11 protein-coding genes are annotated in these 19800 nt (G+C 69.1%); 8 read left to right on the top strand and 3 right to left on the bottom strand.

The window, feature by feature from the left end:
- The first annotated feature begins 56 nt into the window (after window positions 1-56).
- Window positions 57-1280 (top strand): DNA cytosine methyltransferase, encoded by a 1224-nt coding sequence (locus OHT52_RS19600; protein ID WP_328721480.1) that lies wholly within the window; start codon window positions 57-59, stop codon window positions 1278-1280.
- 17 nt (window positions 1281-1297) lie between these two features.
- Here OHT52_RS19600 and OHT52_RS19595 read toward each other — a convergent pair whose 3' ends face one another.
- The 3 genes from OHT52_RS19595 to OHT52_RS19585 are packed head-to-tail and all read right to left on the bottom strand — an operon-like array spanning window position 1298 to window position 5294.
- The gene (locus tag OHT52_RS19595) at window positions 1298-2206 is read right to left on the bottom strand and encodes a DUF6339 family protein (RefSeq protein WP_328721479.1); all 909 of its coding nucleotides are present in this window, start codon (window positions 2204-2206) and stop codon (window positions 1298-1300) included.
- Window positions 2203-3195, bottom strand: coding sequence for a hypothetical protein (locus OHT52_RS19590; protein WP_328721478.1), 993 nt, complete (start codon window positions 3193-3195; stop codon window positions 2203-2205). Before OHT52_RS19590 ends, OHT52_RS19595 begins: the two co-directional genes overlap by 4 nt.
- Window positions 3192-5294: a helix-turn-helix domain-containing protein gene (locus tag OHT52_RS19585; RefSeq protein WP_328723815.1), complete on the bottom strand. Its 2103-nt coding sequence runs from the start codon at window positions 5292-5294 to the stop codon at window positions 3192-3194. The genes OHT52_RS19590 and OHT52_RS19585 overlap by 4 nt, the downstream gene beginning before the upstream one ends.
- A 612-nt stretch (window positions 5295-5906) precedes the next feature.
- On the opposite strand from OHT52_RS19585, the gene OHT52_RS19580 reads away from it, so the two are divergent.
- The 7 genes from OHT52_RS19580 to OHT52_RS19550 all read left to right on the top strand — a co-directional run bounded on the left by OHT52_RS19580 (window position 5907) and on the right by OHT52_RS19550 (window position 19646).
- The gene (locus OHT52_RS19580) at window positions 5907-6257 is read left to right on the top strand and encodes a hypothetical protein (protein WP_328721477.1); all 351 of its coding nucleotides are present in this window, start codon (window positions 5907-5909) and stop codon (window positions 6255-6257) included.
- Window positions 6258-6379: 122 nt separating this feature from the next.
- Entirely contained in the window at window positions 6380-11146 is a 4767-nt protein-coding gene (locus OHT52_RS19575; protein WP_328721476.1) for a DEAD/DEAH box helicase, read from the top strand.
- Window positions 11143-13056: a UvrD-helicase domain-containing protein gene (locus OHT52_RS19570; protein WP_328721475.1), complete on the top strand. Its 1914-nt coding sequence runs from the start codon at window positions 11143-11145 to the stop codon at window positions 13054-13056. The genes OHT52_RS19575 and OHT52_RS19570 overlap by 4 nt, the downstream gene beginning before the upstream one ends.
- Complete coding sequence (locus OHT52_RS19565) at window positions 13053-16271, top strand: helicase-related protein (RefSeq protein WP_328721474.1); 3219 nt, start codon at window positions 13053-13055, stop codon at window positions 16269-16271. The genes OHT52_RS19570 and OHT52_RS19565 overlap by 4 nt, the downstream gene beginning before the upstream one ends.
- Window positions 16268-18085, top strand: coding sequence for a DUF1998 domain-containing protein (locus tag OHT52_RS19560; RefSeq protein ID WP_328721473.1), 1818 nt, complete (start codon window positions 16268-16270; stop codon window positions 18083-18085). Before OHT52_RS19565 ends, OHT52_RS19560 begins: the two co-directional genes overlap by 4 nt.
- A 96-nt stretch (window positions 18086-18181) precedes the next feature.
- Window positions 18182-19213 (top strand): S66 family peptidase, encoded by a 1032-nt coding sequence (locus tag OHT52_RS19555; RefSeq protein ID WP_328721472.1) that lies wholly within the window; start codon window positions 18182-18184, stop codon window positions 19211-19213.
- A gap of 58 nt (window positions 19214-19271) precedes the next feature.
- Window positions 19272-19646: a hypothetical protein gene (locus OHT52_RS19550; RefSeq protein ID WP_328721471.1), complete on the top strand. Its 375-nt coding sequence runs from the start codon at window positions 19272-19274 to the stop codon at window positions 19644-19646.
- Window positions 19647-19800: the final 154 nt, after the last annotated feature.

Here is a 19800-nt window from a genome sequence, read left to right as displayed (position 1 = left end):
TCCAGGGCGTCGGTACCGGTCCGACGCCCCCCACGGGCCGGCTACACTTGCACACCATGACCCACCCCCCTCATCCGTCGCTTTCTGCTGCCCGATTCAAGATCGTGGACCTCTTCGCAGGTCCGGGCGGTCTCGACATCGCAGCGACGATCATGGACGAGGTGGAGAGCATCGGTGTCGAGTGGGACGATCCGACGCGTGCGACCCGACGCGCCGCCGGGCTGCTGACCACCACGGAGAAGGACGTCGCCGCGCTCGGCCCGTGCGACCCCGAGGTCGTGGACGCCAACGTCCTCACCGGTGGTCCGCCGTGCCAGTCGTTCTCCGTCGCCGGGAACCGCGAAGGCCACAAGGCTCTGGAGGACGTGAAGCGGCTGGCATCGTGCCTGGTCGGTCACACCACCTGGTCCTCGTTCGACAGTGCGTGGCAGGCGGTGAAGAAGGAGACCGATGCCATGTCCGACGACCGCACCGGTCTCGTCCTCCAGCCGCTGCGCTGGATCATGGAGGCCAAGCTCCGCCGGCGCAGGCCCTACGAAGTGATCGTGCTGGAGCAGGTACCGACGGTCCTGCCGGTGTGGAAGCACTACGTGGAACTACTCGGGCGGACCGGATACGCCGCCGAGGCCCACGTACTGCACTCCGAGGACTTCGGCGTGCCGCAGGCGCGCAGGCGAGCGGTTCTCATCGCCCAGTACGACCCCGAGAACACGCGTAGGAAAGTCCGGTTCCCGACACCGACGCATCAGCGGTACCGCAAGGGCGCGGAGCGACTGCCCGCACCGGATCCGGCGCGCGACCGGGTGGGTCAACAGACCATCGGGGACGCGCAGGACGGGATTCTTCCCTGGGTTTCCATGGGAGACGCTCTCGGGACGCGTCGGCCCGAGAAATTCGTGATGGTCTCCAACTACGGCTCAGGGGGCGATCCGAAGGATCGCGGCCGGCGTACCTCGTCCGACCCCGCGGCCACGGTCACCGGCAAGGTGCGACGGAACCGTCTCTTCCACTTGAAGGAGACGGCATCGGGTGAATGGAAGGACGGCGAGGAGCTCGACCGCCTCTCCTTCGAAGAGGCAGGTCTGCTCCAGTCCTTCCCCGCCGCCTACCCCTGGCGTTCCACCGATATCGCCCAGCAGATCGGCAACGCCATTCCTCCGCGCATGTCGCTCCACATCCTGAGCACCGCCCTGCGGGGCAGGGCCCCCGAGAACGAGTGGCTCGAAGCGCTCGCCACTTGGCGCCCGCCCACGTCCGAGGACGAACCGGCGGACGCCTGAGCATCGGGCACCGAGGGTCAGACCGCGCCGGCCACGGCTGTCCGCGACTCCTTGCCCCGCACGGGCGCCTGCGCGAACAACTCAGCGAAGAGGTCGGCCAGGGCTTCCACCGCGTCGTCCGGAGCCCTCTCCTCGTTCGGGCCGTCGGGCAGCGAACGCCTGGCTACGGCGGGCGCGCCCTCCGCTTCCTCGATCCACTCGGCCAAGGAGCGGGCATCGCGCTCGACGTCCGGGGCGAGGACGTCGTACATCAATGTCGCGGCCGACGCGTTGACGGCCGCCGTCAGCGCGTTGATCTCGCGTCCCGTCGCGACGGTCCCGCGTCGGATCAGGCGCAACAACGCCTGAGCCGTGGGCCGATGATCGATCACATCGAGCCGCAGAGCGCCGTTGAGCATGTCCTGCTGGGAGCACGCCGTCTCCACGGGACCGTAGTCCGGCCCGTCCCTGAACAGCTCGGCCGCCCACCAGAGCCTGGCGAACGCCTGCGTGTACGAAGGGCCTCGGAACCGTGCGACGGCGACCTTCTGCGTCTTGCTCGCCCCGTCGTCCTTCGGCTCCGCCAGGTGTCGCCAGACCACGTAGTCGGGTGCCACTCCCAGGGCCAGGTAGTTCCAGAACCTGCGGTCGGCGGCCTCACGGCGGCTCAGCCTCAGCGTCGCGTGGAGCCGAGGTGCGAGCCAGGCATCGGCAGCCGTCGGCTTCGCGTCGCGGAACTGGTGCATCGCGTCGTCGACCAGGTCCCGCACCGGCATCAGCTCGCCACGGACTCCGTCCGTGTGATCCAAGGGCTCGGTGGCCTTGTTCAGGGCTATCGCCGGAATGTCCTCCTTGCCGGTGAGCACACCCTCGGTGAGGTACGTGGCAGCGTCGAGGTCGGAGAGCAGCGCCAGCCGCGCCGGCAGGTGGTTCGGCTTGTCGGTCATGCGTCGACCCCCCGGTCGAGTCGGTTCAGTCCCTGGACGGTGGCGGTCAGCGCCTTCGGTACTTCGGCCCGCCGGGTGGCCGCGTAGTGGATGCGCGGTTGGAGTTCCGTCCAGCCCGCAGTACCGGCCCTGCGCCGGTGGACGTCGGCCAAGGCGTCCTCCGGGGGCCTGCCGGGTACGACGTCCTGCAGCATTTCGCGGAGTACTTCGCCACGCCAGTCACGTGGGAACAGGGGGGTCCCGTCCTCCTCCACCTCAAGGTCGCCGACGGCCGCGTGGAACACGGCCGTCCACACGTCCGTGCACATCTGTGCGACCAAGAGCTCCCGGACGAGACCCTCGGGGCCCGATGCCTCGCCCCCGACGAGCTCGGAGATCCCTTCGAAGTCCGCGTTCAGACGCACGACCGGCAGGTCTCCCGATGTGTCGACGGCCCACGGCATGTCCTTGAGCGGGCGCAGCCACTCCGGCCCTTCGGCGAAACCGACCTCGGTGAAGTCGAGCCGCCGGTCACGCAGCGGTGCGTCGGACTTCACGTCGACGACCCAGTCCTTGTCGGCCGACGCGACGACCCGTCCCGACACACCCCCCACCGTGGCCACCACGTGGACGGTCATGGACGCCCGGTCCACGTGGTCGGCCCGCCAGAGGTCGACGCGCCCGCCCCACTGTCGGCCGTTCTCGGACTCGCGTGTCAGGGGGCTGCTGAGCCGCGTGTTGGTCGCTCCCTCGGTGAGGACGACCACCACCGAGACATCGGACCAGGGGCCGTCGTCGTCCGTCGTTCGGCCGGGGACCGAGGCCGTGAGGCTCAGTCGGGCCCGTTCCCAGTCGTCCCGGTCGAGGCCGCCGAGAGCGACCACCTTGTCGGTGACGGAGAACGCGCTCGTGCCCAGGCGTTCACGGATCTCGCCGGGTCCGAACAGCTCGATACCGGTCACCCTCAGGTCGACGACCCCGGGCACCCGCTCGTACGGATAGACCTTCATGCCTGCGCCCCCTTCTCCGGCTTGAGTTCCACGACCAGTCCGGTGTAGGCGGCCCGCACGGTGTGCGTCGACGTGTCGGTCGTCCCTCTGAACGTCGCGCTCCGGGCCCCCGGCACGAAGTGCAGCGCTCCGTCGACGATTTCGCAGTTCTTCACTGCGACGAGTTCGGCCCAGCGCACCACCGGCCGCACGCCCGAGCGGACGTCCAGTTTGGCCACCGGCGTCGGGCGCCAGGAGTCGCCGCCCTCAGGAATCCTCACCTCGGCCACGACGCTCCAGGCTTCCCCTTCCACGGTCGCCTTCAGATCGTCCAGCGTCGGCAGAGCGCTCTTCTTGACCTGGGGCCTGGCCACCTTCTTCGTCCCCAGGGAGAGCTTCTTGCGCAGCTTCTCCGAACCGGCGGACCCCTTCTTCCTGGGCACGGCGATGAGTTCCCGTACCGCCTTGTTCGTCTCCGTCGTGAGCGCCTCGATACGGCGGAAGGCGGACGGCGAGTACATCGTCCGCAGCTCCTCCGTCTGCCCCCACTTGTTGTGCTCGGGAGGCTCCGAGGTCCGCAGGAACGACTCGGCCTCTTCGGCGAAGGGAGCGTCCTCGCCCGCCGCCTTCCCCGCGAGCAGCACCGCCTGGAACGGGTTGGTCCCGACCGGCAACCCGTAGACGGTGCTCGACTGCACGGTCATGCGATTGCCGCGCATCTTCACCACGGTGTTGAACTTGTTGAACTTGAGGTCCTCGTCCTCGGCGTCGGTGACCAGGAGGACGGCCTCGTGCTCCCCGCCGCTCGTTCCCGTCGCTCCGGCCGGAACCTTGAGTGTCACGGTCCTCACCGCCACCTGACCGGATTCGGTGTGCCGCTCCACCGTCGTGCCGTCGAGGAACGCACGGAGGGCACGGGTCCGGGAGGGTTGGGTGACCATGGGGTCCACCCGCTGCTCCGGCAGGACCTCCGCCCCGTTGCGCAGCGTGCGGACCGACGCTTCCAAGAGCGGCGGTCGGGACGCGCCGGTGGTCATGGCCGCCCAGAAGTTCCGTCCGAGGGCATCGACCAGGCGCCGGTGCATGCGTTGCACACTGTCGTCGTCGTTCTCGTCGTCCTCGCCCCGCACGAGGCTCGCCACGTCGTGGGCACCCACGATCAAGAAGGACGTGCCCGGCTCGGCGCTTTCCCGGGTGAGGTGGAGGCGCTCGACGGTCTCTTCGTCCGCCCACCACGATCGGGCCACGTCACCCGACTTCGACTCGAGGTCCGGGCGACCGAACCAGGCGGGACCGGCCCAGGGGCGGCCGTCCACCTCGCGCCAGGGCAGGTCGAGGCGGCCGACGAGGCGCCGCTCCGTGCGCCCCTCGTGGGGTTCGGAGAGTGTCGAGTTCATGAGCACCAGGCCCAACCGGCTCGTCGCCCAGAGCGTCGCTTTGCCGAGACCGTAGGAACCGCCCGCGCCGGACGTGGACTTGTGGCTGTCGAGTTGGCGCCGGACCACGGCGGCGAAACGCCCGTCGGCGTAGTCGTCGCCGGTGAGACCGGAGGCGTTGTAGTCGTCGACCCGCAGAAGCACGAGGCGGTCCTGCTCCCGCATGTCCCGCAGGCCCGTGGCGATGACCCGACCGACCTTCTGTTCCTGCTCCGCCGCGGCCAGGTAGTGCGGAAGAAGGTCGTTCCAGCGGATCGCGTCCCGGAAACGGGCGAGGGTCTCACCGGTCAGCTCGTGCAACGTGTAGCGGACGCGGACCGGCTGGTTCTTGTCGAGCCGCTCGTCGAGGCTGTTCTGGGTGGCCTCGCGGGCCAACACCGACACGTCCGCCTGGAAGGCGAAGGCTGCGGCGTTGCCGAAGTCCCTTCCCCCGTCGGCGTATCCGGGCCGGTGGCTCCAGGAAACGGGCAGGCCGGCAAGCGTGTCGGTGGTTCGGGTGTGGATCGTGCCGAGGTCGGTTTCGAGCGCTTCCGCGATCCTTGCGATGGTGTCCTCGCGGGGCGTCGCCCGTCCTGTGATCCAGGCGGAGACCGCCGCCCTGGTCATGCCGATCTCCTGGGCCAGGTCCGCCTGGCTCTTGTGCGACTGCTTGAGTTGTCGCGCGAGCCAGGGCCCGAAGTCCATACCGCCGTCCACCGTCACCACTCCTCGACCACCCCACGGTTCATGGGGCCAAGGGTACGCCCATCTTTGACGTGCGACTTCGACCGACAATGAAATTTGACGCGAGCGCCAGAATCCCCGGAGTCCCTCTTGGGTGATTTGAAAATATGCACAATAAGATCACCATCAGGCGGTAATTCGACCGGGATAACCTCTCGTGAGGCTCTTGCTCACAGAAGTCCGAATTGCCTCGCGATCCAGGCCGCCCACCCCGCCCAGAAACCAGGGCTGAACCTTGGGACAGTCCCTTCACAAGCGGCCACGCCCTTGGTAGCGTAGTCCCGGGACGGCTTCACCGGCCGGTCACCACCACTCCCTTTTCGAGGGTCTATTCGCTGTGCCCGGATGCCACAAGCACGCCCGGATACACGAATTTTCGGGGCTACGCATAACCATTGCAGCCGCACGCATAAACGTGCTTGACTCATACCGGAGCCACCCCGGCTTCGTCCGTACAAACGTGCGGCCTGTTCTCCTGAGCCGAATTTCCATTTCCCTTCCGTTATTCCGCTCATCTGCACGTGCGCATCCCTCCGGCCTCAGCTCGACGACTCGAGAAAAAGGAACTGGTGCATGGACAACAGCGATGACAGCGCCTCCGAGCCCCCTGACGACTTCTGCCTCTCCGACCTGTGCAATTCCGCAGGCAACAAGGCTTTCGACGCTCTCTGCCGCGAACTCGTCGACGCCCTGCGGGGGCATGACGAGACGACCGAGCGGACCGACGACTTCGAGGAGACCTCTCCTGTCGCGAGCCGCTCCACCGCGGCCCGGAGCCGCCTCCGGGCTGCGCGCCGGAAGGCGGCCCGCCGCCCGGGAGCCGGTTCGCACCCCCGGAACCGCTCCGACGTTCCTCGGAACGTCCCGTCCCCGCGCCCCCGCCGCACTTGGCTCATCGTCTTCCTGATCCTCCCGCCCGACTGAGTCGCACGTCCCCCCTTCCGGTCCCCATCGCCGTTGTCACACCTCGCAGTACCGGCCGGCCGCCGCCCCCACGCGGCCGGCCCGTTCTCCCACACACATACACGGTCATGAATGGGAAAAACATGAACCACATCGGTGGCACGGGCAGTTCGGGCGACTCGCCCGTCATCCGGAAGATCGTCGACCAGTCCGCACGCGTGCTCGAAACGTATCGGGTGGACCCCGGCCTCATCCAGGAACACGCCAACGGGGAGCGCCGCATCACGCAGGGCGGCTACGGCGACCGCCAGTTGTTCGAGCTCGTGCAGAACGCGGCGGACGAGATCGCGTCGGCGCCGGGCGGAAAAGTACAGGCCGTGCTCACCGCGACGCACCTGTACTGCGCGAACGAAGGAACGCCCGTCACTCCGGAGGGCGCCGAGACCATCCTCCGGATGAGCGTGTCGAAGAAGCGCGGAGGGCAGATCGGCAGGTTCGGCGTAGGTGTGAAGTCAGTCCTCGCCGTCACCGACACCCCCCAGTTCTTCAGCACCTCGGGCTCGTTCGGTTTCGACCGGTCGTGGTCCTACGAGGCGATCAAGGACGCACGCGGCGGAGCGCCCGAAGAGGACTTCGAGGCCCCCGTACTGCGCATGGCCCGGCCCCTGGACGCCGACGCCGAGCGGCTGGAGGACGGCATCCTGGACGAGTTGATGGAGTGGGCGACCACAGTGGTCCGCCTCCCGCTGCTCCCCGGTACCGCCGAACAGCTCGCTCACGACATGCACGTCTCGGGCAACAAGGGCGACGTCCGGTCGGAGTTCCCCGCGCGGTTCCAGCTCTTCTCGCACCACGTCGGCACGGTGGTCCTGGAGGACCGCCGGAGCCGTGCCACCGTCCGGCGGGAGATCACGGTCGACCACGACGGTTTCCTCCACACCGTCAACGAGTCACGGACCGGAAAGCCCGACGACCACACCTCGTGGAAGGTCTTCGCCCTCTCCCACCGCCCCACGGAGAAGGCCCGATCCAGCGCCGGTGAACTGCACGACCGAGGCACCGTCGACATCTCCTGGGCCGTACCCGAGTACTCCGGCGAGACGGTGTTGACCGCCCCCAGGGGCCGGGGTGAGTTCTGGTCGTTCTTCCCGACCAAGTACCCGATGACGCTGAGCGGCGCCCTGAACGGCGCGTGGAAGACGAACGAGGACCGGCAGAACCTTCTGGACTCCAGCCCGTTCAACCAGGAGATCATCCAGGTCGCCGCCCGTCTCGTGGTCGACTCCCTGCCTCATCTGGCACCGGCCAAGGACCCCGGCGCGTACCTGCCGCTGCTCCCGGGACGCCCGAAGGAGGCGCTCAACTGGGCGGACCGGTACCTCACCGAGTGCATCTGGACGCTGGCCGCGAACCTTCCCTCCCTTCCGGACCAGGACGGTGTGCTGCGGGCCCCGCACGACATCAACATCCACCCCGCGCCGGAGAAGAAGGTTCCTCTGCGGATGGAATGGCTCCGGATGTGGAGTTCCTACCCGGGGCGGCCGTCGAACTGGATCCACGCGTCGGTGGAGGCGGGCGAGTTCCGTCCGGGCAAGGTCAGCCACATTCTCGACGAGGCGAAGCGGTCCCGTGCGACGGTGCGCGAGTGGTTGGAAGCCCTCGTCACCGACGGGACGGTGGAGGCATCGGCCGCGGCGATCCGGATTCTCGCCGAGATGATTCGGGCCGCCTCGCCCTTCGCCGAGGAGGCGCGTTCCGCGCGGATCGTGCTGACCGAGGAGAGCGGGATGGTGGCCCCCGGCTCCAAGATCTTCCGCAGGACCGTCCAGGACGGTCTGAAGGACACGACGACGTACGTCGACCGCCGGCTCTCCGAGGACGAGTCGTTGGTGAGCGATCTCGTGGCCCTCGGCATCCAGGAGGCGAACGCCGAGGGCAGGTTCGTCAGCGTGCTGGAGCGCGGAAACCTCGACGCCTACGGCCCGCAGGACTGGACCCACTTCTGGGAGTTGCTCCACGATGCCGGTGCGCAGGGGCAAGCACTCCGGATCCGTCGGCAGGTGAGCGAGCCGAAGGAGACACTGTTCCTCAAGACCACGGACGGACGCTTCCACCGGATGCGCGACTGCCTGCTGCCGGGCCCTGTGGTGCCCGCCGACGGCAGCCGGGACGGGGCGATCGCCGTCGACCTGAGGTTCCACTCGGACGACACGGGGCTCCTTCGTGACCTCGGCCTCCGTGATCGTCCCTCGTCCGGGCACCGCCCCACGGAGGACGAAGCTTGGTTCGAGGAGTACCGCACCGCCGTGTACCAGAGCTACTGCAGGACGCTGAGCAGTAGCGCCTCCCGCCCCGCCCTCAACCGGCTCAGGGTGGAGGGGTCCCCCGTCGGCGGGCCCCTTCATCTGCTGGAAGCATTGTCCGAGGAAGGCAAGGCGGCATTCGTGCGAGCCATGCCCGACGATGCGGTCGTCGACAGCTGGACCGTGCAGATCGGCGTCCAGAGCTCCACCCGGAAGCAGGCGCAGTCGCCGCTGCGTTGGATGCTCCGCAAGCACGGGCGCGTTTCCACCTCTCAGGGGACGCTTCCCCTGGCTCGGGCCGTAGGACCGCAACTCCGGGCGTACGCGGACGTTCTGCCGGTCGCCGACATCAGCGACGAGAAGGCACGCAAGCTGGGTCTGCCGACCACGACCGAGCAGGTCCCTGCCGACCAGTGGAGCCACCTCCTGGAGGAACTCGCCCGGAGCGACGACGACTCGTTCGTCGGCAAGACGTACGTCCTGCTGACCCGTCTCGAAGTGGACTTCCCGGAAGGCCAACTCACCCGCTGCCGCGTCGGGTCGGAGTGGACGGCGCGGGAAGACGCCGAGATCGCCGTGGCGGGCACCGACGCCGAGTACCGCGCTCTGAAGGCCGAGAGAATCCCGGCGCTCTTCGCCGGCACCCCTGAGGACGCCGCCCTCCTGGTCAAGACCTGGGGCATGCTCCCGTACGCCGACGTGATCAGCAAGGAGACCCGGCACGTCGCCGACGGGGAGCCGGTCCCCGTGCAGGACGAATTCCCCACGCTCCGTCTACGCCTGGGCCCGATCGTCAACAACCACACCGTTCTTCGCTGCTCGGAGTTGGAGGAACTGACCCGCACCCCCTTGGGGACCAAGGCCACCCCGCTCACGAGCGCGCTGCGGGGGACGACGGTCCTCGTCCTCTCACCGGCCGATCGACTCACCACGCTCGTCGCGGTCGACCGCGAACTCCGCTGGGGTCTGGGCGAGTCGGGATGCAAAGCCGTACTGGACGCTCAGGACCGCCAGGAGGCGGACCAGCAGGTGCAGGCCTCGCTCCGGCGCGTCCGGGAAGCGACCAGTGTCGAGGAGAAGTTGGAGCTGCTCATCGGGGCGACCGCTCTGAGGGAAGGTCTTCCGTCGGGACTCATGGAGAGCGAGCAGGCGGAGTCCGGTGATGCCGACCCGTCACCCAGGCGCATCGCGCGCATGGCGTACAACGCGCACGGCGACGGCGTGCTCCAGACGCACGTGAAGGACCTCCAAGCTGCCTACCCGAACCATGCACCCTCGGGGTTCACCGGCTCGTCCACCGCCGTGAAGTTCGTCGCGGAGTTCGGCTTTCCGGACACCTTCGCGGGCGCCAAGTCTCCCTCGTTGGACCCGCGCATCGACGTTTCGGGCCCCTCGGAGTTCCCCCGCCTCCACGACTACCAGGAGCGCTTGGCGACGAAGGTCTTCACCATGCTCGACCGGTTCGCCCCGCAGCGCGGGATGCTGTCCCTGCCGACGGGAGCCGGGAAGACCCGAGTGGCCGCGGAGGCGGTCATTCGCTGGGTCAAGCAGGTGGGCGAACTCGACGGTCCCATCCTGTGGATCGCGCAGACCGAGGAACTGTGCGAGCAAGCCGTGCAGAGCTGGAGCTTCGTCTGGTCGAAGGTGGGCGCGGAGACCTCGCTGGCGATCAGTCGACTCTGGTCGTCCAACGAGGCGGGTCCGGTGAAGGACCGTCCCCACTTGGTCGTGGCGACCGACGCGAAGCTCCGTAGTTGCCTCGGAGGCGACGGCTACGCCTGGTTGCGGAAGTCGGCTCTCGTCATCGTCGACGAAGCGCACGTGGCCATCTCGCCGCAGTACACGGAGATCCTCACCCATCTCGGACTGACGTCCCGCGAGACCCGTTGCCATCTGCTCGGACTGACCGCGACACCGTTCCGCAACACCAACGACGAGGAGACGAAGCGGCTGGTGCAGCGCTTCGGAGCGCACCGTCTGGACGACGGGATATTCGCCGCGGACGACCCGTACCAGGCTCTCCAGGAGCTCGGCATGCTCGCGAACGTCGACCACGAGGTGCTTCCCGGCGGGACGATCGAGCTGACTCACGCGGAGAAGGAGCAAGCGGAGCAGATGAGCCTGCTCTCGAAGGCCGCCGAGCAGCGCCTCGCCGACGACCAGGACCGCAACGCCCGCATCCTCGACAAGATCGCGGAGATGCCCGACGACTGGCCGGTCCTGGTGTTCGCCACGTCCGTGGCGCACGCCAAGGTCCTCGCGGCCAAGCTCAAGGACCGCGGAATCCGCGCGGCGTCGGTGGACTCCGCGACTCCCAAGGGTGAGCGCAGGAAGATCATCGACGACTTCCGTCGGGGCAGGATCCGCGTCCTCACCAACTACGGCGTCCTCAGCCAAGGCTTCGACGCGCCGGCCACCCGGGCCGTGGTCGTGGCCCGCCCCACCTACAGCCCGAACGTCTACCAGCAGATGATCGGGCGTGGCCTGCGCGGCCCCCGCAACGGTGGGAAGGACACCTGCTTGATCCTCAACGTCCGCGACAACATCACCAACTACGGCCCGAAGCTGGCCTTCACGCAGTTCGAGCATCTGTGGAGCGGGAAGTGAGCGACGCTTACGACGACAGTCCGCCGCTGAGCGAGGAACAGCGGGCGGTCGTGGACCAGCCCTGGGACACCCGGCTCCTGGTCACCGCGGGCGCCGGCGCCGGCAAGACGCACACACTGGTACGCCGACTCGACGCGCTGACCGGGCACGAGGAGGACGCCCTCGAAGCCCGGGAGATCCTGGTCCTCAGCTTCTCCCGGGCTGCGGTGCGGGAGCTGCGCGAGCGGATCGCGCGTCACGCGCGCTCGGCCCGGCGCGTCCGCGTCCAGACCTTCGACTCGTGGGCCCTGTCCGTGCTGCGCGCCGAACAGCCGGACCGCGACTGGAGCGCCTTCCGCTTCGACGAGCGCATCCGGGAAGCCACGGAAGCCGTTTTGCGCGGCACGATCGAGGAAAGTGAGCAGGGGCCCCCCGCCCACGTGGTCATCGACGAGGTCCAGGACCTGGTCGGTGATCGCCGGGACATGGTGGAGACGCTGCTCGACCGTTTCCAGGACAGCTGCGGCTTCACGGTGGTCGGGGACGGCGCCCAGGCCATCTACGGCTTCCAGGTGGAGGACGAGGACGCCCGCGCGGCGGAGACCAATTACTTCTTCGACTGGTTGCGCGCGTCGTACCCCGACGACCTGGTGGAGCTGCACCTCTCGGACAACTTCCGCACCCGTACGGAAGAGGCCCGTACCGCGCTCGCGCTGGGCCCCGTGCTCCGCCGTCTGCCGTCGGAATCGGACCTGTCGGACGCCGCCGGGGAGGACGCCCACCGTCGGTTGGTCGATCTCCTCCGCTCCTGCCCGAGCTTCGGCCCGCTGGACGACCCCTTCACCCTGGGGTCCCTGCACAGCTTCCCGGGGACCTGCGCGATTCTCTGCCGGGACAACAGGCAGTCACTGGTCCTGTCCGACACCTTGCACGCGCTGGGGGTGCCGCACCGCGCGCGACGGTCCCTCCAGGAGTACCCGGTCCCCCCATGGGTCGCGGACGTCCTGCGGCGCGTCGGCTCCACCACACTGACCGAGGAGCGCTTCCAGGAACTGCTGGACGACAGTCCCGTGGCCCCCGGAGGGGACCGGGCGAAAGCATGGAGGTCCCTGAGAGGGGTGGCGCGTGCCCCACGAGGCGCTCTGGACGTGAAGGCGCTGCGTCGCGCCGTCGCCGAGGGGCGCTTCCCCGACGACCTCGCCGCGTTCGAACCCGCCCGTCTGGTGGTGTCCACCGTGCACCGTGCCAAGGGATTGGAGTTCGACCGGGTCCTCGTGGTCGAACCTCCGTCCCTGGCAGAGCTGCGCAAGGTGCACGAGCGGATCGACCCGGCGGCGGAGGCGCGTGCACTCTACGTCGCCATGACCCGCCCCCGGGACGACCTGTTCCGCCTCGCGGCTCCCGAGACGGCACTCGTGCGGCGGGACAGGCGGACGGACCGTTGGTACCTCGGCGGCTGGAAGAGCCACGTACGGAAGGGCATCGCGGCGTCCGGCGGCGACGTCTGCCACCTGCACCCTCCCGGCACGGACGGGTTCACGGAAGGCGCCGGGGCGGTGCAGGACCACCTCGTGTCGTCCGTCCGGACGGGCGACGCCGTGACCCTCCGCCTTCAGCACGGGTTGCCGCTCGCTCCGGACCAGAGCCCGCCCTACACCGTCTTCCACGGCGACCGGCCGGTGGCCGTCGTCTCCGAACGGTTCCGCGAGGATCTGCACAGCAATTTGAAGATCAACAACACCTGGGACGTGAACTGGCCCGCGGAGATCGTGGGTTTCCACGTCGACTGTCTGGAGACCGTCGCCGGCAGTTCGGCCTCCGGGGCACGGGCCGGACTCGGCGACCAGGGCATGTGGGTCGTGCCTCGCCTGACCGGACTCGGACGCTACCGCTGGGCCCAAGCATCGACGCAGGAGGAACCGGGACGATGACCGACCGAACGGGCGAGCATGCCGCCCACTACCGGGTGCGCGACGGACTCGTCGCACAGCTCCGCAGAGACCTCCTCGGTCCGGGAGCCCCCGACGAGGTACTCACGCAGGACCCGCCCATGACGACGTATCCGATCGGGGTCCTCTTTCCTCGGCCGTCCGACACCGCCGCGGCGAAGGCCCTGGAGGGTGATGCCGCGGAGAACGACGGGCTGGACGACAGCCCCGTCGTCCGACGGGGCAAGGAGGTCGAGGACGGCGCCCCGGAGGCCTCCGCGCCGCTCGTCGCCGACCGGCGCCCCGCGTCGATGGGAATCACCTTCGCCGTCGATCCCGACGTGTCCCGCAGCATCGTCGTCCACGTCGAGGCAGCGACGTACGACCCGGTCGACGCCGAGGGACGCCCCCTGGCGCCGATACGCGCCGAGGCCCGCACGGTCGCGGAGCAGCGGGAGCACTGGCGGCGGCGGGAACTGGACCTCGTCCCGGTGACCGTCGACGTGACCGATGCCCGGCGGCACAGGCCCGCACCCCTGTACGAGGGCCTGCGGCTCGATGTCCTGGTACGGCCTCGGGCCGCGTCCGGCACCGTGACGGTCACCGTCACACTGATCAACACGCGGCGAATCGGCGAGCGGGAGTTGCAGGACGCGTTCTGCTTCTACCAGCCGCGGCTCACCGTCACGACGCCGTCCGCCGTCCCCGCCTTCGTGGAACGGCCGGCCGTGCACCGTGCCGACGACCCGGACGTGGTGACCAGCAGACTTCTCTACCGGCACGCTCCCACGTTCGCCGTGGGCCACGGTTGCGCCGCCGATTGGGACTGGACGCCCCCTCCGATCGGTGCGCCCGGCATCGCACGCGCGGCGATCGGTACGATCCGGACCGAGTTCGTGCCGGCGCACGAAGTGCTGTTGACCGACTCCAATCAGGAGATCGACACCGCCCCCCTCACGATGTACGAGCTGGCGACCCGCCCCGACAAGGAGGTGCTGGCCGCACTCGACGACCTGATGGCCGGCTACGCGGCGTGGATCGAGCGCAAGGAGACGGAGGCCGAAGCCTTCCGCGGCACCCCGCACGCGGCGCCGGCACAGGTGCAACTCGACGCCTGCCAGACAGCTCTGGGCCGGATGTGCCGGGGCATCCATGTACTCGCGACGAACCCCGACGCGATGCGGGCCTTCAGGCTCGCCAACCTGGCGATGGCGCGGCAACGGGCCAGGGGCGAGTGGGTGAGGAAGGGGCGGGAGGAATCCCCCGACGAGACCGCCGGGCGGTGGCGGCCCTTCCAGATCTCCTTCATGCTGCTCTGTCTCGAAGGGATCGTGGACCGCGGGCATCCGGACCGCCAGATCGCCGACCTGCTCTGGTTCCCCACCGGCGGTGGCAAGACCGAGGCGTACCTCGGTCTCATCGCGTTCACCGCCTTCCTCCGCCGCATGCGCCACGCGGAGCTGGGCGGCGGGGTGACCGTCCTGATGCGGTACACCCTGCGCCTCCTCACCCTGCAGCAGTTCGAGCGTGCTGCCTCGCTCGTCTGCGCCATGGAACGCATCCGGATCGAGGAAGGGACCCTGGGCACCGAACCCTTCTCCATCGGCATGTGGGTGGGCCAGTCCGCCACCCCCAACACGTTGGCAGGGGCGGAGGAGAGTCTGCGCGAGCTGCGCAAGGAAAAGGACCTCCAGGAGAAGAACCCCGTCCAGCTCCACGCCTGCCCCTGGTGCGGCACCCGCCTCGACGCCCATCAGTACGAGGTCGACGAGCCGGCCAAGCGCATGCATGTCCGCTGCCCGGACGCCACGTGCGACTTCCGCGACGGACTGCCCGTCCACCTGGTCGACGAGTCCGTCTACGACGCCCGCCCCACCCTCGTGATCGCCACGGTCGACAAGTTCGCCGCCATGCCTTGGCGGGAGGCGACGGCTGCGCTGTTCAACCGTGACCGCCCGGACGGCACCCCGCCGCCCGAACTGATCGTCCAGGACGAACTCCACCTGATTTCAGGCCCGTTGGGCACTCTCACCGGCCTGTACGAGACCGCCGTGGACGTACTGTCCGACCACCCGAAGGTCATCGCCTCCACCGCCACCATCCGCCGCGCGTCCGAACAGGGAAGGAAACTCTTCGACCGCGAGGTGGCACAGTTCCCACCAGCCGGAATCGACGCCCGCGATTCCTGGTTCGCCGTGGAGACCCCGCCGGAGGAGAAGGCGAGCCGCCAGTACGTCGGGCTCCTCACTCCCAGCACGAGCCAAGCCACCCTCCTCATCCGCACGTACGCCGCTCTGCTCCACCACGCGGCCCACGCGGACACCACGGAGGAGGTACGGGACGCCTACTGGACGCTCGTCGGGTACTTCAACAGCCTGCGTCTCCTCGCCGCCGCCGAGCTGCAGGTGCACGACGACGTCGATGCCCACCTGGGCTACCTGGCCGACCGTGACGGGTGCGAACAGCGCCGGGTGACGGAGCAGACGGAACTGACCAGCCGCGCCAATTCCAGCGAGGTGCCCAAGCGCCTCAAGCAGGTGGAACTCAAGCGCCCGCACCCGGAGACCGTGGACGTCCTGCTCGCGACGAACATGATCTCCGTAGGCGTCGACGTCGACCGCCTGGGCCTCATGGCCGTCATGGGGCAGCCGCAGACGACGGCCGAGTACATCCAGGCGACCAGCAGGGTCGGCCGACGCCATCCGGGGCTCGTCGCCGTCATGCTCAACTCGTCGCGCTCCAGGGACCGCTCGCACTACGAGTCGTTCCAGCACTTCCACTCCGCCCTCTACCGCGAGGTCGAGTCGACCAGCGTGACCCCGTTCTCCTCCCGCGCCCGGGAACGAGGGCTGCACGCCGTCGTGGTCGCGCTCGCCCGCCTCCTGATCCCCGCCGCCCGTCCGAACGACGCGGCCGGTCGGATCTCGGACTTCCGGACGGAGTTGGAGGAGAAGGTGTCGTTCCCCCTGCTGGATCGCGTCCGTTCCGTCGCCCCCGAGGAGCACAAGGCGACGGAAGCCGCCCTCGAGGAGTTCCTCGACCTGTGGGAGGACGACGCGGAGAAGCTCGGAGGGCTGCTCTACGAGCCCAAACGCGGCAATAGGCTCCCCTCCCTGCTGCAATCTTTCGACGACACCCGCGGCGACGCCTGGCCCACGCTGTGGAGCCTGCGCGACGTGGACGCCGAGTCAGGACTGTTCATGGAGGCCACCCGATGACACCCCCGCCCCGTCGCCGCCGCTCCGCCGGCGCCCCCGAGCGCAGTTATCCCCGTCGCGGGTCGGTCCGGCGCGCACAGATGATCACCACGTACGGCGTCGGTTCACTGGTCGCCGTGGACAACGAGTCCTTCATCGTGAGCGGCATCGACTCGTGGAACGTTTCCGAGGCACCCGTCATCCGGGAGAATCGGCTCGAGCGGGTGCTGGGCGTGAAGTCGTTCAGACTGCCGCCCGCGTCCGACGACACGAGCAGGGACGGCGTCCACGTCCGGCGTTTCCCGCTCTGGCATTCATGCCCGAACTGCAACGTCCTCCAGCCCGTGGCGCGCTTCAACTCTCCTCCCGGCAAGAACGAGTGCGGCGACTGCGGCGAGGAACTGGTCCCGTCCCGATTCGTCATGGCATGCGCCCAAGGCCACATCGACGATTTCCCGTACTGGAAGTGGGCCCACCGCGGTTACGGCTCCGCCGCCGGTCCCTGCGGTGGGGAGATGCGCCTGCGCAGCACCGGCAAGACCGCGTCGCTCCGCTCGATACTCGTCTCCTGCTCGTGCGGCGTTCCCGAGGTGTCGATGGAGGGCGCGTTCCGTTCGGCGGCGCTCGCCGACCTCAAGGTTCTCTGCCGGGGCAAACGCCCCTGGTTGGGTGGTGCGCCGGACGAGTCCTGCGCGGAACGCCCCCGTACCCTCCAACGCGGTTCTTCCGTCGTCTGGCAACCGATCGTGAAAACGGCCCTTTCCATCCCGCCGCACAGTTCGGGACAGGCGTCCCGCCTCGAACCGCACATGGACAGCCTCAGAACTCTGAGCGACGACGCGATCGAGCTCTATCTGCGAGTGCTCGCCATAGAGTTGAAGTACGAGTTCTCCGTCGAAGCGGTGCGTGCCCTCATCGCCGCGGAAAGCCCGGACGGCGATTCCGACCAAGGGCAGGACAACGCGTTCCACGAGTTGCGCCGACAGGAGTACAAGACACTGATCGTGGGGCAGCCCGAAAGCGAGACCGACCACGAGGAGCAGTTCGTCTGCGAGCCGCCCCGGTCCTCCGCCTCCGTCCTGCAGCCGCACGGCGTGGTCGGACCGATGCTGGTGAAGCGTCTCCGTGAGGTCAGGGTCCTCAAGGCGTTCTCCCGGGTGGACACGCCCGAGACCAATTCGGACGTGCACGAGGCTGAACTGTCGCTCTCCCGGACCGACTGGCTTCCCGCCATGGAGGTACAGGGAGAGGGCGTCTTCCTCCGCCTCGACGAACAGCGTGTCGACGACTGGGCCCGGAACCCCGCGGTCGCCGCGCGCGCCGACCGTCTGCGTGCGAACCATCTCCGTCTGATGCGGGAACGTAGCAAGGACCCCGAGTCCGTCCCCGATTCCCCGGCGTCTCCCCGCATGGTGCTGCTGCACACGCTGGCCCACGTGCTGATCAACGAGTGGAGTCTGGACGGCGGATACCCGGCGGCGGCGTTGCGCGAACGTCTGTACGTGGACGACACGATGGCCGGTCTCCTCGTCTCGACCGCCACCAGCGACTCCGCCGGCAGCCTCGGCGGCCTGGTCGCCCAGGGCGAGCCGGACAAACTCGCCGCCACGCTCCGGTCGGCGCTGAAACGCGCCCAGTGGTGCTCGGCCGACCCCCTGTGCGTCGAGTCCGAGGCCGGCGGTGTGGGAGGCATCAACCTCGCGGCGTGCCACGCCTGCGTCCTGCTGCCGGAAACCAGCTGTGAACACTACAACGGGCTCCTGGACCGGGCTCTCTTGATCGGCACGCCCGAGGATCCGGGCGTGGGCTTCTTCGCCGGGTCGACGGAGGACTGATCCGCCGGTGGGCCGGGCGTGCGGGCGTTGCTCGCGTCCTCGGCCCACCCGCAAACTCCCTGGCACCGGCCGTGGGCCGCGTGCCAGAGTCCTCGCATGACGATTCGATACCCCCGCCCCCTCCGCCCCGGTGACCGTGTGGCCGTCACCTCTCCCTCGTCCGGTGTCCCGGAGAGGCTCCGGGGGCGGCTCGACGCCGCGGTGCGGGTGGTCGAGGCACGGGGGTACGAGGTGGTGGTCGGGGCGTGCATGGACGGGTCCCGGCATGTCAGTGCGTCGGCGGGTGAACGCGCCGCCGAGTTCCAGGCGTTCCTGACCGATCCCGGTATCCGGGCCGTGGTGCCGCCGTGGGGCGGGGAGACGGCGATCGACCTGGTGTCGCTGATCGACTGGGACGAGGTCGCCGCGGCCGAACCGACGTGGGTGGTCGGGTACTCGGACATGGCCACGCTCATCACCCCGCTGACGCTGCTTTCCGGCACGGCGACCCTGCACGGTGCGAACCTCATGGACACGCCCTATCTCAAACCCGAGGGGCTGCTCTCCTGGCTCGACATCGTGGAGCTGGAGTCCGGGAGCGGGTTCACCCAGTCCTCGCCCGGGCGCTACCGGTCCCCCGGCTGGGACGACTGGACCGTTGATCCCGGGAAGCAGGACCTCGGCCTCGACAGGGACGGCCGGTGGACCCGGCTCGACGACGGCACGGGGGACGTGGACGTGACGGGGCGGCTCGTCGGGGGGTGCGTCGAGACGCTCTGCAACCTGGCCGGCAGCCCATATCTGGACGTGCGCGGCTTCGCGCGCGCCCACGCTCCGGAGGGCCTCGTGGTCTACGTCGAGGCGTGTGAGGACAACGCGCTCACCATCTGCCGCAACCTCCACGGCATGCGGCTCAACGGCTTCTTCGACCATGCCAACGCCGTTGTCGTCGGGCGCACTTCGGCCCCCGACGACGCCACCATGACCCAGTACGAGGCAGTGGTGGACGCCCTCGGCACGTTGGGTGTGCCGATCGTCGCCGATGTCGAGTGCGGCCATGTGTACCCGCACATGCCGTTCGTGAACGGAGCCCTGACCCGGGTCGTCCACACGGCCGACCGCAGTGAGGTGATCCAGAGCCTGGTCTGAGGAACCGCGCCGGGAAACCCGGTGGCTCCGGCTTCCGCTCACGTGCTGCACTGCCGTCATGACCCTGAGCGTGGACGTGTTCCTGGTGGACGAGCACGGCGAGTCGCAGGTACAGGACGTTCCCGGCGGGAGCTCGGACATGGCCGGTACGGAGTCCTGGCGCGAGTCGGTCTGGGGTTCCCCGGCGGTACGTTCCCTGGGGGCGCGGCTCTTCCCCCGCGTCCTCGACGGCTGGCTCGTCGCCCGGCCGGATGAGGTCGTCGAGCTGCTGGACGAGTGCGCGCTGCTGCGGGCGAACCTCGTCCTGATCGCACGGGGCGTGGTGGGCGGTGCCTCCCCGGACAGCCTGCGGTCGGTCGGGGACCGGCTGGCGAACATCGCGGACGCCTGCCACCGGGCCCTGGCGATCGGCGGGGGCGTCCTCGTCTGGTGAGGCCCCCGCACCTGCGCCCCTCGGCCCCACACCACCCTCAGGACGCACGGCCGAGGCCCCCGCACCTCGAAACGCCCCGCCCCCGCCCCGCCCCAGACCTCCACCCCGCGCCCCGGACCGCGCGCGGCGACCCAGCGCACCACCCCGGCGGGTC

It is taken from the genome of Streptomyces sp. NBC_00247 (genome assembly GCF_036188265.1).
GTDB lineage: Bacteria > Actinomycetota > Actinomycetes > Streptomycetales > Streptomycetaceae > Streptomyces.
The sequence above is the reverse complement of the archived record's forward strand: the minus strand, read 5'-3'. Positions and strand labels throughout refer to the sequence as shown.